The organism is Streptomyces sp. L2 (assembly GCF_004124325.1).
Classification (GTDB): Bacteria; Actinomycetota; Actinomycetes; order Streptomycetales; family Streptomycetaceae; genus Streptomyces.
Genome location: NZ_QBDT01000001.1, coordinates 4193951 through 4209210 on the forward strand (window position 1 = coordinate 4193951; position 15260 = coordinate 4209210).

The window sequence follows — 15260 nt, forward strand, 5'->3', positions numbered from 1 at the left end:
CCCCCGCCGTTCACTCCACCGGGTCGGCCTTCGCCCAGGCCGAGCCGTCGTAGAAGTAGGCGGGGTCGTTCTTGAGGCCGGCGGTGCGGAAGGGCCTGCCGTGGTCGTCGACGCGCAGGGTGCCCTGGCGGTCGCCGCAGCTCCAGACCAGTTGGAGGTACCAGCTGACGACGCGGTCCGAGGTGTGCGCGTCCACGTCGAGGACCTGCGGGTCGTGGGTGGAGATCTGGTACGGGAAGTTGGTCGTGGGCGTCTTCCGGGCCCCTTCGAGGCCGGGCGCCGGCTTCGCGCGGGGTACCGGTACGTCGAGGTCCACGGCGAACGACGCCGGGGTCAGCCCGCCGCCGCAGCCGGAGCCCGGCGTGTAGGCGTTCTGCTTCGGCGCCGGGGTGCTGCTCACCACCCGCACGTACAGCGCGTGCAGCACCACCGGCTGCCCGTGCATGCTCTGCGCGGTCAACTGGAGCCGCAGATGCCCGCCCGGAATCCCGCCGAGCGCGGCCGCCCACGCGTTCGTCTCCTGGAGCGACGGCGGCGGCGGGACCTTGTCCGGAGTCTGCGGCAGCGCGAACCACTGCCCGCACTGCGTGTCCCAGTTGTCCGACAGCACGCTCACCTGCACCGGCGGTGCGCCGCCGCCGTCCTTCACCGGCGCCTTCGACGCGGCCCGGCCCGCCTCGGGCGCGGTGCCGCCACTCTTCCGGGAGGCGTGCGCTGAGGGGGACGCCGACGGCGTGCCGGACGCGGTGGCCTCCGCCGACCGCGCCGACGGGGTTCCCGCCGCGCTGACGTCGGCCACCCCCTGCCGGTGCGCCGCCGTCGGCCGGCCGCCGTCGGCCCCGAATCCCGCGTGCAGCCCCAGCGGCAGCGCTACGGCGAGGGCGGCGACGCCGCTGAGGAGGGCGGCGGCCTTGGTACGGCGGGGGCGGCGGGGGCGTTGCGGGTCCGGGTCCGGTTCCGCGCCCGGGTCCGGGACCGCACCCTCGGGGGTGGCCGAAGGTTCCTGTACCTCGGGTTCGGCCGGTGCCTCCGATGCCGGACGGCCGGGCTCGCGGCGGACCGAGTCCGCGAGGAGCCAGCGCCGGTGCAGCGCTGTCAGCTCTTCCCGAGTCGCCCCGCACAGCCGGGCGAACCGTTCCACCGGGCCGAACTCGGTCGGCACGGCCGCGCCGTGGCAGTAGCGGTGCAGCGTGGAGGTGCTGACGTTCATCCGGGTGGCGAGTGAGCCGTAGGTGCGCCCCGACCGCTCCTTCAGCTCGCGCAGCGCGTGTGCGAAATCCTCGACGTGCGTGGTCATTCCATCCCCCTCCGCGTCCCGGAATCACGTTCCAGGCAGCCTCATTCTCGCAGCTCAGATGGGTGGAACGGTTTCACTGTCCCCACCTGTGGCGAGACTGTGGCAAGCGGGACGGGGCAGCCCGCACAGTTGCGGCATCCCAATCGATCACCTCGGAAGGTGCACCGACATGTCCGTGAAGACCGCCCTCTCCTCCGCCGTCGTCCTGCTCGCCGGTACGGTCGCCCTCACCGCGTGCGGCGGGTCCGCCGACGCCGCGGGCACCCCGGCTACGGGCGGCCAGAAGACGCACGCCGCCGCCTCCACCCCGGGCGGCGCCAAGCCCACCCACTCGGCCCCGGCCAAGAATGTCTCGAAGGCGTCGGTGAAGGAGGCCGCGCACGGCAACGCCGGCGGCACCAGCACCTCGCACCGGGCCGCCTCCGCCCACCGCCGCTCCGGCGGCGGCCACGCCACCAGCGACAGCTGGGCCTGGACCCACCCCTGCACCAGCCGCGGCATCTCCGTGCACGTGGTCCGCCGGTCCGGCGCGCCCTCGCAGCGGGTCATCGAGGTCCGCAACCTCGGCTCCGACTCGTGCGGCCTGAGCTACTTCCCGCTGGTCAGCATCGACGACTCGCACGCTGCGAACGGCGGCACGGTCGTCAAGCCGCTCATCCCGGGCGGCCTCGGCGGCGCCCCCGCCTACCCGGTGTACGCCGGCCGCACCGCGTACGCGGTCATCGACCTCGACCCGAGCGGCGCGACCACGGGCACCGTGCCGGGCATGGACGAGCTGAACGTCCTCGCCAACGGCGACCACATGTCCAACGCCGAGACCCTGAACTTCTCCCTCGGCTCCGGCGCGCACGTCAAGAAGCCCAAGCTGGGGCTCTACCGCTCGACGGTCGCGGACGCCGTCACCTCGATGCGGAGCGCGGACACCCAGTCCTGACCCCCGCCACGAACGCCGCCCAGGCCCCCGCCCCGAACAGGAGGGCGCCTCGGGCGGCGTCCTTACTGTCCCGCACCGGAACGAGGGAGGGGACGCCGTCGGAGACTTCGAGGCAGTTGCCGCCGTCCTGGTTGCTGTAGCTGCTCTTGCGCCAGGCGGCGGTGTCGAGGAGGTCGTCGGTGACTTCCAGACACTGGCCGCCGTCCTGGTTGCTGTAACTGCTCTTGCGCCATGTCACGCTGCTCAGGTCGATGGCTCGCATGACGCTTCCTCCAACATCCGCCCGATGAACTGCCGCGATTCGCCCGGAGACAACGCCGAATCGCGTACACGATCGTATCGGAGCTGAAGCCGCTCAACGGCCGCTGATTCCTGGGCCAGTTCACCGGAGTAGCCGGTCTCGACCCAGGCCACGGTCTGCCCGCTCGCGTCCCGCAGGAACATCGTGTCGGTGTTCGTGAGGCCGAGGAGACCCGCCGAGAACGGCAGCACCTGGATGGTGACGTTGTGCCGGTTTCCCATGAGTTGCAGGTGTTGTAGCTGCGCTCGCCACTGACCGGGCTCCTGAAGCGGCGTGCGCAGCACCCCTTCGGAGAGAATCGTGCGGAATTGCGGAGCGTCCTCAGCCAGCAGCAACGCCTGACGCCCCACCCGCGCCTCGACCTGCGCGTCCAGATCCTCAGCCCTGAGCCCGCCGACGCTGAGCAACTCACGTGCGTATCCCGGTGTTTGCAGTACGCCCGGCAGATTGCACGTGGCGTAGTGCCACATACTCACCGCCTCGGCCTCCAGCGACATGTACCGGCGGTACCGCTCCCGGAACTGCGTAGGGTCCGCCATCGCCAGCTCCCACAGGGCCAGCAGCAGACCCGGAGTCCCGTAGTACTGGTCGAGTGCCTGGACGATCTCGGGACTGCCCAGGGAGTGGCCGTTCTCCATCTTCCCGAACTGGGACGGGTCCCAGCCGACCACTCTCGCCAACTCCCGGAGGGACACCCCTTTCTCCGACCGGAGTAACCGCAGCTCCTCCGCGAACCGCTGTCGTGGCTCCTGACTGCGCCCCGTGATCACCCGCCTCGGCGGCATCGCATCCTCCGCTCAACCCTGTGGAACAGCCTGTGGAATTTGTGGAACTAGCGCCGACCTCCGGCGAAGCACCCCTCCTCGGCGGCGTGCCGACCCCGCTCATGGGCCATGCTCCTGGTGACCCGGCAAGCACACAGAGTAGTGCAATTGCCGTATTTCAGGGAGAAGTTGGGAAAAGGAGCACAATCATGCAGGCCGAACCCGGAACGCTGTTCTACGACCCCGCCACCGACCGGGTCGGGGAGTACCGGGACCGCGTCGGGTCGTACGTCATGCTGCGGCCGGTCGGCGGGGGAGTGGAGTGGGAGGCCGATCCGGAGGCGCTGCGGCCGGCGACGGACCGGGAGCGGCTCAGTGCCGGGGTGCGGGCGGTCAACGAGCGTGCGGCGGGTGCGCCGGGGATGGCGCTGCCGCTGCCCGGTGATCCGAGCCGGGCCCCGCGGCCCGTGCCGGGCTGCGGCCGCTGTGCCGAGCTGGTGGAGCGCAGGGAGGCCGCGCGGGCGTCGTACGACCGGAGTGCCGAGACCGACGCGAACGTGCTGTTGCGGCAGCACCAGGGCAGCCGGCACCGGGCCTGAACTACCCGTCGGTCACAAGTGGTCGACAAAACTCCGGTGGGTCTTTGCCGCAGGGTTACGGTGGGTCCGCTGACCGCCGACCGGCCACGTGGGGGACCAAGAGCAATGCGCGCGCTTCGTATATCGCTGATCATCGTCGTGATCCTGGGCGGACTCTTCGTGCTCGCGGACCGCATCGCCGTGCACTTCGCGGAGGGCGAGGCCGCGGACAAGCTGAAGTCGACGGAGAACCTCGCCTCGACGCCGGACGTGGACATCAAGGGGTTCCCGTTCCTGACCCAGGTCGCGGGCGGCACCCTGGACGACGTCGAGGTCGGCATCGACGACTACGAGGCCGCCACCGGCACGGCGGGCGAGACGATCCGCATCGACCACCTGAAGGCCGACATGAAGAGCGTCGACTTCTCCAGTGACTACAGCTCGGCCACCGCCGCGAGCGCGACCGGTACCGCGACGATCGGGTACGACGACCTGATGAAGGCCGCGAAGTTCCGGCAGACCGAGGTCGCGCCCGGGGTGCTGGCCCAGGTGGTCGGGCTGTCGGACGGGGGCCACGGGAAGATCAAGGTGGCGGTGGAGTTCGAGATCCAGGCCCTGCACGTGAAGAGGACGGTGCCGGTCCTCAGCTCGGTGTCGGTGGCGAACAACAAGGTCAGCGTGCGCGCCGACGACCTCCCGCAGGTGGCCGGCGCGGCCCTGGCCGAGGGCAAGGTCCGCCAGATCACCGACTTCCAGCAGGCCATCGACCGGCTGCCCGGCGGGATCAAGCTGGACAGTGTGCAGGCGGCCGAGGACGGCGTCGACATCACCGTCAAGGGCACCGACGTCAAGCTGGCCGGATAGGGCCTGCGCAGGGGCCGAAGTCCGACAGGCGAGACGGGGGAGTCCGGCTCGTAGATGCGGGGGACGGTACAGGCGGGCGGGAGCCGCGTGAACACGGGCCGGACGGCCCTCCCGTCCCGCCATGTGGACCATCGCGTCTCAGGATGCGACACACCGGTGACATGTCCGCCCGGACATCCCTACGATCGAGCCTATGAAGCGACAGGCGGATCTCACGAAGCGGCGGGCAGTCGACCTGTGCCGCGTCGCCGCCATGCTCTGTCGCCGGTTCTGAGCGGACCGCTCCGCGTCCGCGTTCACCACCCTGCCCCGCTCGGGCACCCGTGCGCACTGAAGCACGCCCTCGCACTCGCACACGCCCCGCCGCAACTGCCCCGGAGGAGAAAGCATGAGCCGCAGCGACGTCCTGGTCGACGCCGACTGGCTCCAGGAGCACCTGGACGACCCGACCATCGCCATCGTCGAGGTGGACGAGGACACGTCCGCCTACGAGAAGAACCACATCAAGAACGCGATCCGCATCGACTGGACGCAGGATCTGCAGGACCCGATCCGCCGTGACTTCGTCGACCAGGAGGGCTTCGAGAAGCTCCTGTCCGGCAAGGGCATCGCCAACGACCACACGGTCATCCTCTACGGCGGCAACAACAACTGGTTCGCGTCGTACGCCTACTGGTACTTCAAGCTCTACGGCCACGAGAACGTCAAGCTCCTCGACGGCGGCCGCAAGAAGTGGGAGCTGGACGCCCGCGAGCTGGTCGCCGGCGACGACGTCCCCGAGCGCGCCGCGACCGACTACCAGGCCAAGCCGCAGAACACCGCGATCCGCGCCTTCCGCGACGACGTCGTCGCCGCGATCGGCTCGCAGAACCTGGTCGACGTGCGGTCCCCCGACGAGTTCTCCGGCAAGCTGCTCGCCCCGGCCCACCTGCCCCAGGAGCAGTCGCAGCGCCCCGGCCACGTGCCGTCCGCGAAGAACATCCCGTGGTCGAAGAACGCCAACGACGACGGCACCTTCAAGTCGGACGACGCCCTGAAGGAGCTGTACGCCGAGGAGAACGTCGACCTCGCCAAGGACACGATCGCCTACTGCCGCATCGGTGAGCGCTCGGCCCTGACCTGGTTCGTCCTCTCCGAGCTGCTGGGCGTCCAGAACGTCAAGAACTACGACGGCTCCTGGACCGAGTACGGCTCCCTCGTCGGCGTGCCGATCGAGCTCGGCGCCGCCAAGTAGGACCGGGCGAGAGCCCTCTCAGACCGACTCTCCGACTTCCCGACTTCCCGACCTTCTGGTCAGACCCCTCTGGAGAAAGACATGTGTGGAGCGAAGGCCGGCGGCCCCGACGCCTCGACGATCAAGCCCGGTGAGACGACGATCCAGGGCCAGGTGACCCGCGACGGCGAGCCGGTGACGGGCTACGTCCGCCTGCTGGACTCGACCGGCGAGTTCACCGCGGAGGTCCCCACCTCCGCCACGGGCCAGTTCCGCTTCTACGCGGCCGAGGGCACCTGGACGGTCCGCGCCCTCGTCCCCGGCGCCACCGCCGACCGCACGGTCGTCGCCCAGCAGGGCGGCCTCGCGGAGGTCGCGATCGCGGTCTGAGCGACGCCGGCTCCGGCCGGCCTCAGCACCGGCCGAAGGGCCGCACCCACGGGTTGGACGCCTCGGGTGCGGCCCTTCGGCATGCTCCCGTCCGGGGCCGGGCGGAATTACTCTGGAGTCATGTACGCACGGCGGCGTCGCCAGTACTTCGTCATGATGGGCATCTGCATCGGGATGTTCGTCCTGGCGTGGGGCGTCGTGCGCCTGTGGTCGGTGACCGCCGCCGTCGGCATGTGCGTGTTCGCCATGCTGATCCCGCCGGTCGCCGCGATGGTCGCCAACCGGCGCGGCCCCGACGACCGCTGGTGGGACGACCCGTCCGGCGACCCGAAGTCCGACGAGTGGTGGGACGAGCTGGACGGCAAGAAACGCCGTTGAGCGGCGTTTGCCTGTCTCAGTAGACGAGCGCCTGCGTCTCGTCCCCGAGCGCCTCCTGGACGAAGACCTGCGCGCCGGCGATCCGGACGCCCTCGACGACGTCCTTCTCCGTGATGTCCCGCCGGGCCGCGCACTGCGTGCACAGCGTGACGCGGCCCGCCGCGAGGATCGAGTCGATCAGGTCCGGCAGCGGGGCCGAGTGCGGCAGCTCGAACTCGGCGGCCCTCCCCGGCAGCGCGAACCACGCGGACTCGCCGGTCAGCCACAGGGACACGTCGACGCCGCTGGCCACGGCCACCGCCGCGACCGTGAACGCCTGCGAGCAGCGCTCCGGGGCGTCCGCCCCGGCCGTCACCTTGATCACGAGTTTCTTGGCCATGGCCGAATCGTAATTCGTTTGCCTACAACTCCATGCGCATGACATCAGTCTCCTGTGAGGCGCGAGTGAGGGAACTCGTGCCTCCGTTAGTGGGGAGACGTGGGAGAAGCCTTGGACGTGCCTGAAAGACCCGTACCCGACCGACCCGTGGAGGAGAGTCCGGCAACTCCCGCCACCCCGGTGCGCCGGCGTGGCCGTACCACGCTGATCGTCGCCGGCGCGGCCGCCCTCGGCCTGGTCGCCGGCACCTGCGCCGGCTACCTCGTGCAGGCCGGCCGCACACCGACGAAACTGCCCTCGCTGTCCCAGCCCGTCGTCCACCAGGCCAAGGGCTACGTCCAGCCGCTGACGGCCGCCCAGGACCACCGCGTGAAGACGGACGGCGACCTGCGCAAGCTGCTGCTGACGCGGCCGGGCGGGACGCAGAAGACCGATCGCACCAACAGTTGGTCGGACCTCGGCGATTACGTGGAGGACTTCGACGAGCCCGGCACGATCTTCGGACAGCAACTGGGCGACGAGTTCCGTCGCGTCGCTGTCACCGGTTGGCGGAAGGGCTCGACGGTCGTAGACATCCAACTCGTGCAGTACCGGCAGGACACCAGGCTGGCCGCGGCCGACAGCGTGGACTCCCAGCGGTACTACGGGGACCACGAGCCCAACACCCGGAGTTGGTCGCTGCCCGGCACCGGCGACGGCATGGTGTACGTGTTCGACACACCCAAGACCAAGTCCGGCTACCTGCCGCTGTACACCGCTGAGGCCATCGCCTCGCGCGGCGACATCTACATGGACATCTGGATCGCGTCGACCAAACGGGTCCCCAAAGACCAGATCATGAACCTGGCGAAGAAGCAGGTGGGCCGTCTGTGAACGAGTTCCCGAACCAGCGGCCCGCCGAGCCGGACCCGCTCACCGAGGCTCCCGTGGCGTTGGTGCCCGTGACGGACCCCGCCCCGCCGACCGAGGCCCCTGTCGTGTCGGACCCCGCTCCGGCTCCCGCTCGGCCGCGTCGGCGTCTGGGCCGCCGGCTGGGCCGTGTCCTCACCGGCCTGGTCGTGGTCGCCGCCGTCCTCGGCGGTGCCGGATACACCGCCGTGACCGTCGAGCACGCCGACCGGGACCCCGGCAAGCCCGTGTGGAAGTTCCCCGCCGCCCAGAAGGACCCGGGGGAGAAGGCGGCGAAGGGCCTGCGCGCCATGCTGCTGCCCTACGCGGACGGCCCCCTGAAGTTCCACCGCGGACCGGACATCGCCGAGTTCGGCTCGGACGCCGAACTCAGCGGCCGCCAGGCCACCGCCCTGCGCAAGCAGTCGATCCACGACCTCCCCCCGCAGACGCGGCGGAAGCTGGAGGACCTGATCGACAAGGAGCACATCAAGGGGATGGCGATGCGCAGCTACGCCTCCGACGACGCCTCGTACGGCGGCGTGACGGTGAGCTTCGAACTGGTGGAGATGGACCAGGGCTCGGCCCGGACACTCGCGCGGAGCCAGCGTGCCGTCTTCACCGCCCTGAAGATCTTCCGCAAGGGGCCGAAGATCAAGGGCCACCAGAACACGGCCTGCTTCCTGCCTCCGAAGGACCACGACGAGAAGATCGGCCGCATGGTCTGCTTCGGCTACGAGGGCGATGTGCTGGTCACCGCCGACGTGTCCGGGCGCAGCCCTGTCGACACCCACGCCCTCGCCGGTTTCATCGGCCGGCAACTCGACCGCATCAAGGACCCGGGGAAGGCCGTATGACCGAGGAGCACACGCCCGCGCCGATCCCGGCGCAGGCGCCCGAGGCCCCGCCCGAGCCCATGCCCGAGGCCCTGCCCGCGGACCCGTCGGCGGCCGTGCCCCCGCCGCCCTTCCCGCCCTCGGCGCCCGCGCCGCTTCCGCCGGTGAAGAAGGACCGCCGGGTCCTGCGTGCCGTGCTGCGCTGGACCGCGGCCACCGTCGTGTTCGCGGCGGTGGGCACGTCGGCGGCGTACGGCATCACGCAGATGAAGCGCACCGACGTACCCGGTCTCGCCACGCACTCGGACGGCCGCTGGGACTACCCGGAGATCGTCCGGCCGCCGCTGCCGTCGGGCAGCCCCGGCCCGTTCGCCGACCGCAACACCTCCGCGTCCCACTACGCCGACCTGCGCAAGCTGGTGCTGGCCGCGCCGAAGGGCGCCAAGACCGACAAGGCGCTGGCCGGCAAGGAGGGATGGCTGGACACGAAGACCTTCCTCGCGGAGTACGCCTCCGCGGGGGACCGGAACGAGATCCAGGACACCCTCCGCGACCGCGCGCTCCGGCACATCGCAGCCCGCGGCTGGACCATGCCCGACGGCACCCGCACCCGGATCTACCTGCTCCAGTTCGACACCGGGACGATGGCCGGCCAGGTCCAGGAGGAGCAGTTCTCCGGCTACGACGCCCCGCCGCACGCCCTGCGCGGGGCCCCCGCGATGCACCTGGACGAGTCGTTCCCGGACTCGTCGGACAGTTCCCGCGTGCTGCACTACGCGTACGTCGAGCCGAAGCCCTACGGCGCCGAGCAGGTCCGGCAGGCCGTGCTCTTCGCCGGTGACGTCATCGGCGTCGTCGTACAGTCCCGCAAGGGCGGCGCGAAGGCGGTCCCGTTCCAGCAGACGGTGGTGCTGGAGAAGCAGCTCCTGGGCTGACGTCCGCCACCGCCCCTCGCAGAGAGCCCCGGGGCCCGGCCGCGTAAGCTGGGCCCCGGCTCTGTGTACCGCCCACCCTCGCTCAAGGAGCATCCGTGGAGATCTTCTTCGAAACCCTGCTGGTCCTGGTCTGCGTCGGCGTCCTCGCCTTCGCCTACCTGACCGTGAAGAAGCTGTACCAGGGCCAGCGCTGACCACCCACCCCAGGAATCGCCGCTCATGATCGAGATCCCGTCCGACCTGCACAAGGACCTCGTCCCGCTCGCCTTCCTGCTCGGCAACTGGGCCGGCGCGGGCGTGCACGACTTCCCCGGTGCCGAGAAGTGCAACTTCGGCCAGGAGGTCACCTTCGGCCACGACGGCCGGGACTTCCTGGAGTACCACTCCCACAGCTGGGTGCTCGACCAGGACGGCAACAAGGTCCGCCCTCTGGAGTCGGAGTCCGGCTACTGGCGGATCGACGCCGACCGCAAGGTCGAGGTGACCATGGTCCGCGACGACGGCGTCGTCGAGATCTGGTACGGCGAGCTGGCCGACAAGAAGCCGCAGATCGACCTGGTCACCGACGCGGTCGCCCGCACGGCCGCCTCCGCGCCGTACACCGGCGGCAAGCGGCTGTACGGCTACGTCAAGAGCGACCTGATGTGGGTCGGCGAGAAGCAGACCCCCGAGGTCGAGCTGCGCCCCTATATGTCGGCGCACCTGAAGAAGGTCGTCACCCCGGAGGACGTCGAGCGCTGGGCCAAGGCCCTCCCCGACGACATGCCGGACGACGGGATCGCGTTCTTCAAGTAGTCCTAGACTCGGGGCTGTGGTGAGCACCGACTGGAAGAGCGACCTCAGGCAGCGCGGCTACCGGCTGACGCCGCAGCGGCAACTCGTGCTCGAAGCCGTGGACACCCTGGAGCACGCGACCCCGGACGACATCCTCGGCGAGGTCCGCAAGACGGCCTCCGGGGTCAACATCTCCACCGTCTACCGGACGCTGGAGCTGCTGGAGGAGCTGGGCCTGGTCAGCCACGCCCACCTCGGGCACGGCGCGCCCACCTACCACCTCGCCGACCGCCACCACCACCTCCACCTGGTCTGCCGGGACTGCGAGAACGTGATCGAGGCGGACGTGGCGGTGGCGGCGGAGTTCACGGCGAAACTGCGGCAGCAGTTCGGGTTCGACACCGACATGAAGCACTTCGCGATCTTCGGGCGGTGCGAGGACTGCAGCCGGAAGGGCCCGGCCGCCACGTCGTAGGCTGGCCCTCATGAAGAGCCCCCTGCTGTCCCTGCCCGGCGCCGTCCCCGCCGAGGGCGTGGACGAAGGCGTCGCCGCCCACTACGGCGACCTGTTCCGCGAGCAGCGCGCCCTCGCCGACGGCACCGGATTCGTCGACCTCTCGCACCGCGGGGTCGTCACGGTCACCGGCGAGGACCGGCTGAGCTGGCTGCACCTGCTGCTCACCCAGCACGTCAGCGAGCTGCCGGCGGGCGAGGCCACCGAGGCGCTGATCCTGTCCGCCCACGGGCACATCGAGCACGCGCTGTACCTGGTGGACGACGGCACGACGGTGTGGGCGCACGTGGAGCCGGGCACCCAGGAGGCGCTGATCGCGTACCTGGAGTCGATGAAGTTCTTCTACCGGGTCGAGGTCGCCGACCGCACGGCCGACACCGCGGTGGTCCACCTCCCGGCGGGTTCGATCGGGGAGGTTCCCGACGGCGTCGTGGTGCGCGAGACGGCGTACGGGCGTGATCTGTTCCTCCCCCGCGCCGATCTGGAGTCCTTCGCGGACCGGTCCGGTCCGGCGGCGGGGCTCCTCGCCTACGAGGCGCTGCGCGTCGAGCACCACCGGCCGCGGCTCGGCTTCGAGACCGACCACCGGACCATTCCGCACGAGCTGGGGTGGATCGGTACGGCCGTGCATCTGCAGAAGGGGTGCTACCGGGGGCAGGAGACGGTCGCCCGCGTGCAGAACCTGGGCAAGCCGCCGCGTCGGCTGGTCTTCCTCCACCTCGACGGCAGCGAGGTGCACCTGCCGGCGCCGGGGACGGGGTTGTTCCTGGCCGAGGAGGGGTCCGAGGGGCGTCGAATCGGCTTCGTGACGACGTCCGTACGGCACCACGAACTCGGCCCGATCGCTCTCGCGCTGGTCAAACGGAACATCCCCCTCGACGCGGTGCTCCTGGCCGGAGAAACAGCAGCGGCCCAGGAACCGGTGGTCCACCCGTAAGGGCGCGCCCCCCCGCAGCGCCGGGGACCCGCCCCCACCCGCGGCCACGGCCACACCGCGACTCGCCGCACAGTCGCCCCTGCTCCGTCGTCACCTGCGGGTCCGCCGTGGCTGGTCGCGCAGTTCCCCGCGCCCCTGACGGGGCACTGCGCCGCCTCCGCCTGCGGGCGCGCTGTGGCTGGTCGCGCAGTTCCCCGCGCCCCTGGGGAGTTGGCGTCGCGTCGGCTGCATCAGCCCCCCAGCCGCGGTGCTGCCCACTCAGCTGCGAGCCGCAGGCGGCGGCGTTCCTCTCCCAGCTGCGGGCATGCGTGCCGCTAGGGGCGGCACGGGTGGGCGCAGCGGCACCCGGCAGCGCCGGTGAGCGGCCCCCAGCCCCGGCCGGCACCAGCGGGGTTCAGATTTCGAGCAGGACCGTGAAGGGCCCGTCGTTCGTGAGGGAGACCTTCATCTGGGCGCCGAAGCGGCCTGTGGCGACCGTTGCTCCGAGGGCGCGGAGTTGGGCGACGACCTCGTCGACCAGGGGCTCGGCGACCGACCCCGGCGCCGCCGCGCTCCACGTTGGCCGGCGGCCCTTGCGCGCATCGCCGTACAGCGTGAACTGACTGATCACCAGCAGCGGCGCCCCCACATCACCGCACGACCGCTCCTCCGCCAGCATCCGCACGGACCACAGCTTCCGCGCCAGCTGCGCCGCCTTCTCCGCGGTGTCCTCGTGCGTCACCCCGACCAGGACACACAGCCCCTCGCCCTCGATCGCGCCGACGACCTCGCCGTCCACGACGACGCTCGCCCCGTCCACCCTCTGCACCACCGCACGCATGCGCACCATCATGCAACCCCCGCCTCACGGATCCCTAAACACCCATCTAGGGCCGTTCGGGGGCACTCGGTCACATAGTGGCCACCGGGGGTGGCACGATGCTGTTCACACGCCGGTCGAGGGGACGGTCACAAGACCATGAGCACACCGAGCACCGGGCGGCTGAGCACGCACCGGCCGCCCGCGCAGCGCAGCGACAGCCCGACCAGCCCGTCGCTGCCGGCGGAACCGCCCGCTGAACCGCCCGCTGAACCGCCCGCCGAGCCGTCCGCCGGACCGCCCGTCGAGCCACCCGCGCACGATCTGGGCCCGCTGAGCCTGCCCGAGCTGCGCGCCCTGCGCCGGGACGCCCAGCGGGACGAGGCGGACCTGAGTTACGTACGGCGCCTGCTGCAGGGCCGTATCGACATCCTGCGGGCCGAGCTGGCCCGGCGCGGTGGCGCGGCGTCCGTGCCGGCGCCGGCGGACGGCTCGGTCGTCGACCGGCTCCCGGAGATCCTGACCGACGCCCCCGCCCGCCAGCGCTCCTCGGCCCGGCACGTCACGCTCGGCACCCCGCACAACGAGGAGTACCGGCGGCTGGCCGCCGAGATGCTCGCCGAGGTGGAGCTGTCGGACCTGACGGCCCGCACGGACCTGGAGCTGAACACGGCGATGGGCCGGCTCACCCGGTACGAACAGGAGGTGTCCCGGCGCCGCCAGCACCTCCAGCGCACGGCCGACGACTGCAGCGGCGAGATCGCCCGCCGCTACCGCGAGGGCGAGGCCCAGGTGGACGACCTGCTCGCGTGACCCGCGAGGCCCCGGAAAATCCGGGCGACATCCGGCGCCACCGCGCCTAGCGTGACCCCATGACCGATGTACGAGCCATCACCGAGGCAGAACTCGCCGGGTGGCAGCGGGCCCTGAACACGGGGTTCCTGCGCTCCCCGGTGCAGGACGCGGAGTACCTCGATGCCCGTCGGCGCCTGTTCGAGCCGGGGCGGCTGCTCGGGGCCTTCGACGGCGACCGCTGTGTGGCGACGTACCGGTCCTTCGCGCAGGAGCTGACCGCGGTGGGCGGCACCCCCGTCCCCGCGAACGCGATCTCCAACGTCACGGTGAGCCCGACGCACCGCCGCCGCGGCCTGCTGAGCCGGATGATGCGGCAGGACCTGGCGGCGGCGAAGGAGCGCGGCGACGTCGTCGCCACGCTGATCGCCGCCGAGTACCCGATCTACGGCCGCTACGGTTTCGGCCCGGCCACCTGGACCACGGAGTGGACCGTCGACGTGCCCCGCGCGGGCCTCGACCCCCGCTGGTCGGGCCCGGAGGACGGCGGGCGGATCGACCTCGTCGACGCCGAGGACGTCCGCAAGCTGGGCCCCGAGCTGCACGAGCGGGTGCGCCGCGCCCAGCCCGGCGCGGTCAGCCGGCCCGAGCTGTGGTGGCCGATCGACACCGGTGCCCTGCGCCTCGGCCCCGGCTGGACCGAGCCGTTCTACGCCGCCTACCGCGGGCCCTCCGGCGAGGTCGAGGGACTGGTGTCGTACACGTCCGACGACACCTGGCACGGCAAGCAGCCGCACAACACGGCCGACGTGAACTGGCTGCTCGGCACCGGCCCGGCGGCCGAGCGCGCCCTGTGGCGGTACCTGTGCTCGATCGACTGGATCACCAAGGTCAAGAGCGGCCGGCGCGGTCCCGACGACCTGCTGCCGTACTTCCTGCCGGACGCGCGCGCGGCCCGCGTCACCGAGCAGGCGGACTGGCTGTGGGTGCGGATCCTGGACGTCGTACGGGCCCTGGAGGCACGGTCGTACGACGGGACGGGCACGCTCGTGCTGGAGGTGCTGGACGAGGGCGGGTTCACCGGGGGCCGGTTCCGGCTGGACGCCTCGCCCGAGGGGGCGTCCTGTGCGCCCGCGCCCGGAGAGACTGCCGATCTCACGCTGGGGATCGGGGAGTTGGGCTCGGTGTGGCTCGGCGGGGAGTCCGTGGCGCGGCTCGCGGCGCTCGGCCGGGTCCGGGAAGGACGTCAGGGCGCCGCCCGGTCGGCCGACGCCCTGCTCCGCACGTCCGGGCGACCGTGGTGCCCGGACCTGTTCTGACGGCTTCCGCTCCCTCCTGCCGACGGCGGTTGCCTGTTCATCCTGTTCATCGTGCTCATCCGTAGCGAGCTGTTCAGTTGTGGCTGTGCGCTGACCCTGTTCACTTGTGGCTGTGCGGGCCCTACCTGCCGGTACGGGCTGTTCAGTTGTGGCTGTGCGGTCGGCGGCCGTCCCCTGCCCGGGCTCCCGGCTCCCCTCCGGAAGGAAGCCCGCTCGGCCAACCACTGGGAAGTTTGACCATGTCGCGCAAGTTGGCGACCAACTTCACTGTACTTATCTCCGTTACGAAGCGACTCATAACCACCTTTCCATGAACTGCCGGAAGATGGCGGGAAGTTGTACCGTTCTGGTGTGGACCCGGAACACGC

At 71.1% G+C, this 15260-nt stretch carries 19 protein-coding genes; 14 read left to right on the forward strand and 5 right to left on the reverse strand.

The annotated features are described in order from the left end of the window. Nucleotides 1–10: 10 nt before the first annotated feature. Complete coding sequence (locus tag DBP14_RS18615; protein WP_129308304.1) at nt 11–1297, reverse strand: transcriptional regulator; 1287 nt, start codon at nt 1295–1297, stop codon at nt 11–13. A gap of 169 nt (nt 1298–1466) precedes the next feature. On the opposite strand from DBP14_RS18615, the gene DBP14_RS18620 reads away from it, so the two are divergent. Beyond that, complete coding sequence (locus DBP14_RS18620) at nt 1467–2231, forward strand: hypothetical protein (protein ID WP_129308305.1); 765 nt, start codon at nt 1467–1469, stop codon at nt 2229–2231. Here DBP14_RS18620 and DBP14_RS18625 read toward each other — a convergent pair. Both DBP14_RS18625 and DBP14_RS18630 read right to left on the reverse strand, forming a co-directional pair. Then, complete coding sequence (locus DBP14_RS18625) at nt 2197–2493, reverse strand: DUF397 domain-containing protein (RefSeq protein WP_129308306.1); 297 nt, start codon at nt 2491–2493, stop codon at nt 2197–2199. The genes DBP14_RS18620 and DBP14_RS18625 overlap by 35 nt on opposite strands. After that, nucleotides 2475–3317 carry a helix-turn-helix transcriptional regulator gene (locus tag DBP14_RS18630; RefSeq protein WP_129308307.1) on the reverse strand — a complete coding sequence of 281 codons (843 nt, stop codon included), beginning with the start codon at nt 3315–3317 and terminating at the stop codon, nt 2475–2477. Before DBP14_RS18630 ends, DBP14_RS18625 begins: the two co-directional genes overlap by 19 nt. A gap of 188 nt (nt 3318–3505) precedes the next feature. Between DBP14_RS18630 and DBP14_RS18635 the strand changes: the two genes are divergently transcribed. The 5 genes from DBP14_RS18635 to DBP14_RS18660 all read left to right on the forward strand — a co-directional run bounded on the left by DBP14_RS18635 (nt 3506) and on the right by DBP14_RS18660 (nt 6719). Next, nucleotides 3506–3895, forward strand: a complete 390-nt coding sequence (locus DBP14_RS18635) for a hypothetical protein (RefSeq protein WP_129308308.1) — start codon at nt 3506–3508, stop codon at nt 3893–3895. Between the two features lie 105 nt (nt 3896–4000). Further along, entirely contained in the window at nt 4001–4738 is a 738-nt protein-coding gene (locus DBP14_RS18640) for a DUF2993 domain-containing protein (RefSeq protein ID WP_129308309.1), read from the forward strand. A gap of 388 nt (nt 4739–5126) precedes the next feature. Next, nucleotides 5127–5972: a sulfurtransferase gene (locus DBP14_RS18650; RefSeq protein WP_129308310.1), complete on the forward strand. Its 846-nt coding sequence runs from the start codon at nt 5127–5129 to the stop codon at nt 5970–5972. 81 nt (nt 5973–6053) lie between these two features. Then, nucleotides 6054–6341, forward strand: a complete 288-nt coding sequence (locus DBP14_RS18655) for a DUF1416 domain-containing protein (RefSeq protein ID WP_010351646.1) — start codon at nt 6054–6056, stop codon at nt 6339–6341. A 120-nt stretch (nt 6342–6461) separates the two neighbouring features. Then, nucleotides 6462–6719: a DUF3099 domain-containing protein gene (locus tag DBP14_RS18660; protein WP_129308311.1), complete on the forward strand. Its 258-nt coding sequence runs from the start codon at nt 6462–6464 to the stop codon at nt 6717–6719. A 16-nt stretch (nt 6720–6735) separates the two neighbouring features. On the opposite strand, the gene DBP14_RS18665 is transcribed toward DBP14_RS18660, so the two are convergent. After that, nucleotides 6736–7098: a DsrE family protein gene (locus DBP14_RS18665; RefSeq protein WP_129308312.1), complete on the reverse strand. Its 363-nt coding sequence runs from the start codon at nt 7096–7098 to the stop codon at nt 6736–6738. A gap of 117 nt (nt 7099–7215) precedes the next feature. Between DBP14_RS18665 and DBP14_RS18670 the strand changes: the two genes are divergently transcribed. The 6 genes from DBP14_RS18670 to DBP14_RS18700 all read left to right on the forward strand — a co-directional run bounded on the left by DBP14_RS18670 (nt 7216) and on the right by DBP14_RS18700 (nt 11982). After that, on the forward strand, nt 7216–7971 hold the full coding sequence (locus DBP14_RS18670; RefSeq protein ID WP_241740964.1) for a hypothetical protein: 756 nt from the start codon (nt 7216–7218) through the stop codon (nt 7969–7971). Further along, nucleotides 7968–8843: a hypothetical protein gene (locus DBP14_RS18675; protein ID WP_241740965.1), complete on the forward strand. Its 876-nt coding sequence runs from the start codon at nt 7968–7970 to the stop codon at nt 8841–8843. Before DBP14_RS18670 ends, DBP14_RS18675 begins: the two co-directional genes overlap by 4 nt. Further along, on the forward strand, nt 8840–9757 hold the full coding sequence (locus DBP14_RS18680; RefSeq protein ID WP_241740966.1) for a hypothetical protein: 918 nt from the start codon (nt 8840–8842) through the stop codon (nt 9755–9757). The genes DBP14_RS18675 and DBP14_RS18680 overlap by 4 nt, the downstream gene beginning before the upstream one ends. Before the next feature lie 219 nt (nt 9758–9976). Beyond that, nucleotides 9977–10552, forward strand: a complete 576-nt coding sequence (locus DBP14_RS18690) for an FABP family protein (protein WP_129308314.1) — start codon at nt 9977–9979, stop codon at nt 10550–10552. 16 nt (nt 10553–10568) lie between these two features. Next, nucleotides 10569–11006, forward strand: coding sequence for a Fur family transcriptional regulator (locus DBP14_RS18695; RefSeq protein WP_129308315.1), 438 nt, complete (start codon nt 10569–10571; stop codon nt 11004–11006). Between the two features lie 10 nt (nt 11007–11016). Continuing rightward, the gene (locus DBP14_RS18700; protein ID WP_129308316.1) at nt 11017–11982 is read left to right on the forward strand and encodes a folate-binding protein YgfZ; all 966 of its coding nucleotides are present in this window, start codon (nt 11017–11019) and stop codon (nt 11980–11982) included. Nucleotides 11983–12376: 394 nt separating this feature from the next. Here the strand turns inward: DBP14_RS18700 and dtd are convergent, their stop codons facing one another. Next, nucleotides 12377–12802, reverse strand: a complete 426-nt coding sequence (gene dtd, locus DBP14_RS18705; RefSeq protein WP_129308317.1) for a D-aminoacyl-tRNA deacylase — start codon at nt 12800–12802, stop codon at nt 12377–12379. Nucleotides 12803–12940: 138 nt separating this feature from the next. Between dtd and DBP14_RS18710 the strand changes: the two genes are divergently transcribed. Further along, nucleotides 12941–13594, forward strand: a complete 654-nt coding sequence (locus DBP14_RS18710; RefSeq protein ID WP_129308318.1) for an aerial mycelium formation protein — start codon at nt 12941–12943, stop codon at nt 13592–13594. Nucleotides 13595–13653: 59 nt separating this feature from the next. After that, entirely contained in the window at nt 13654–14892 is a 1239-nt protein-coding gene (locus DBP14_RS18715; RefSeq protein WP_129308319.1) for a GNAT family N-acetyltransferase, read from the forward strand. Nucleotides 14893–15260 lie beyond the last annotated feature (368 nt).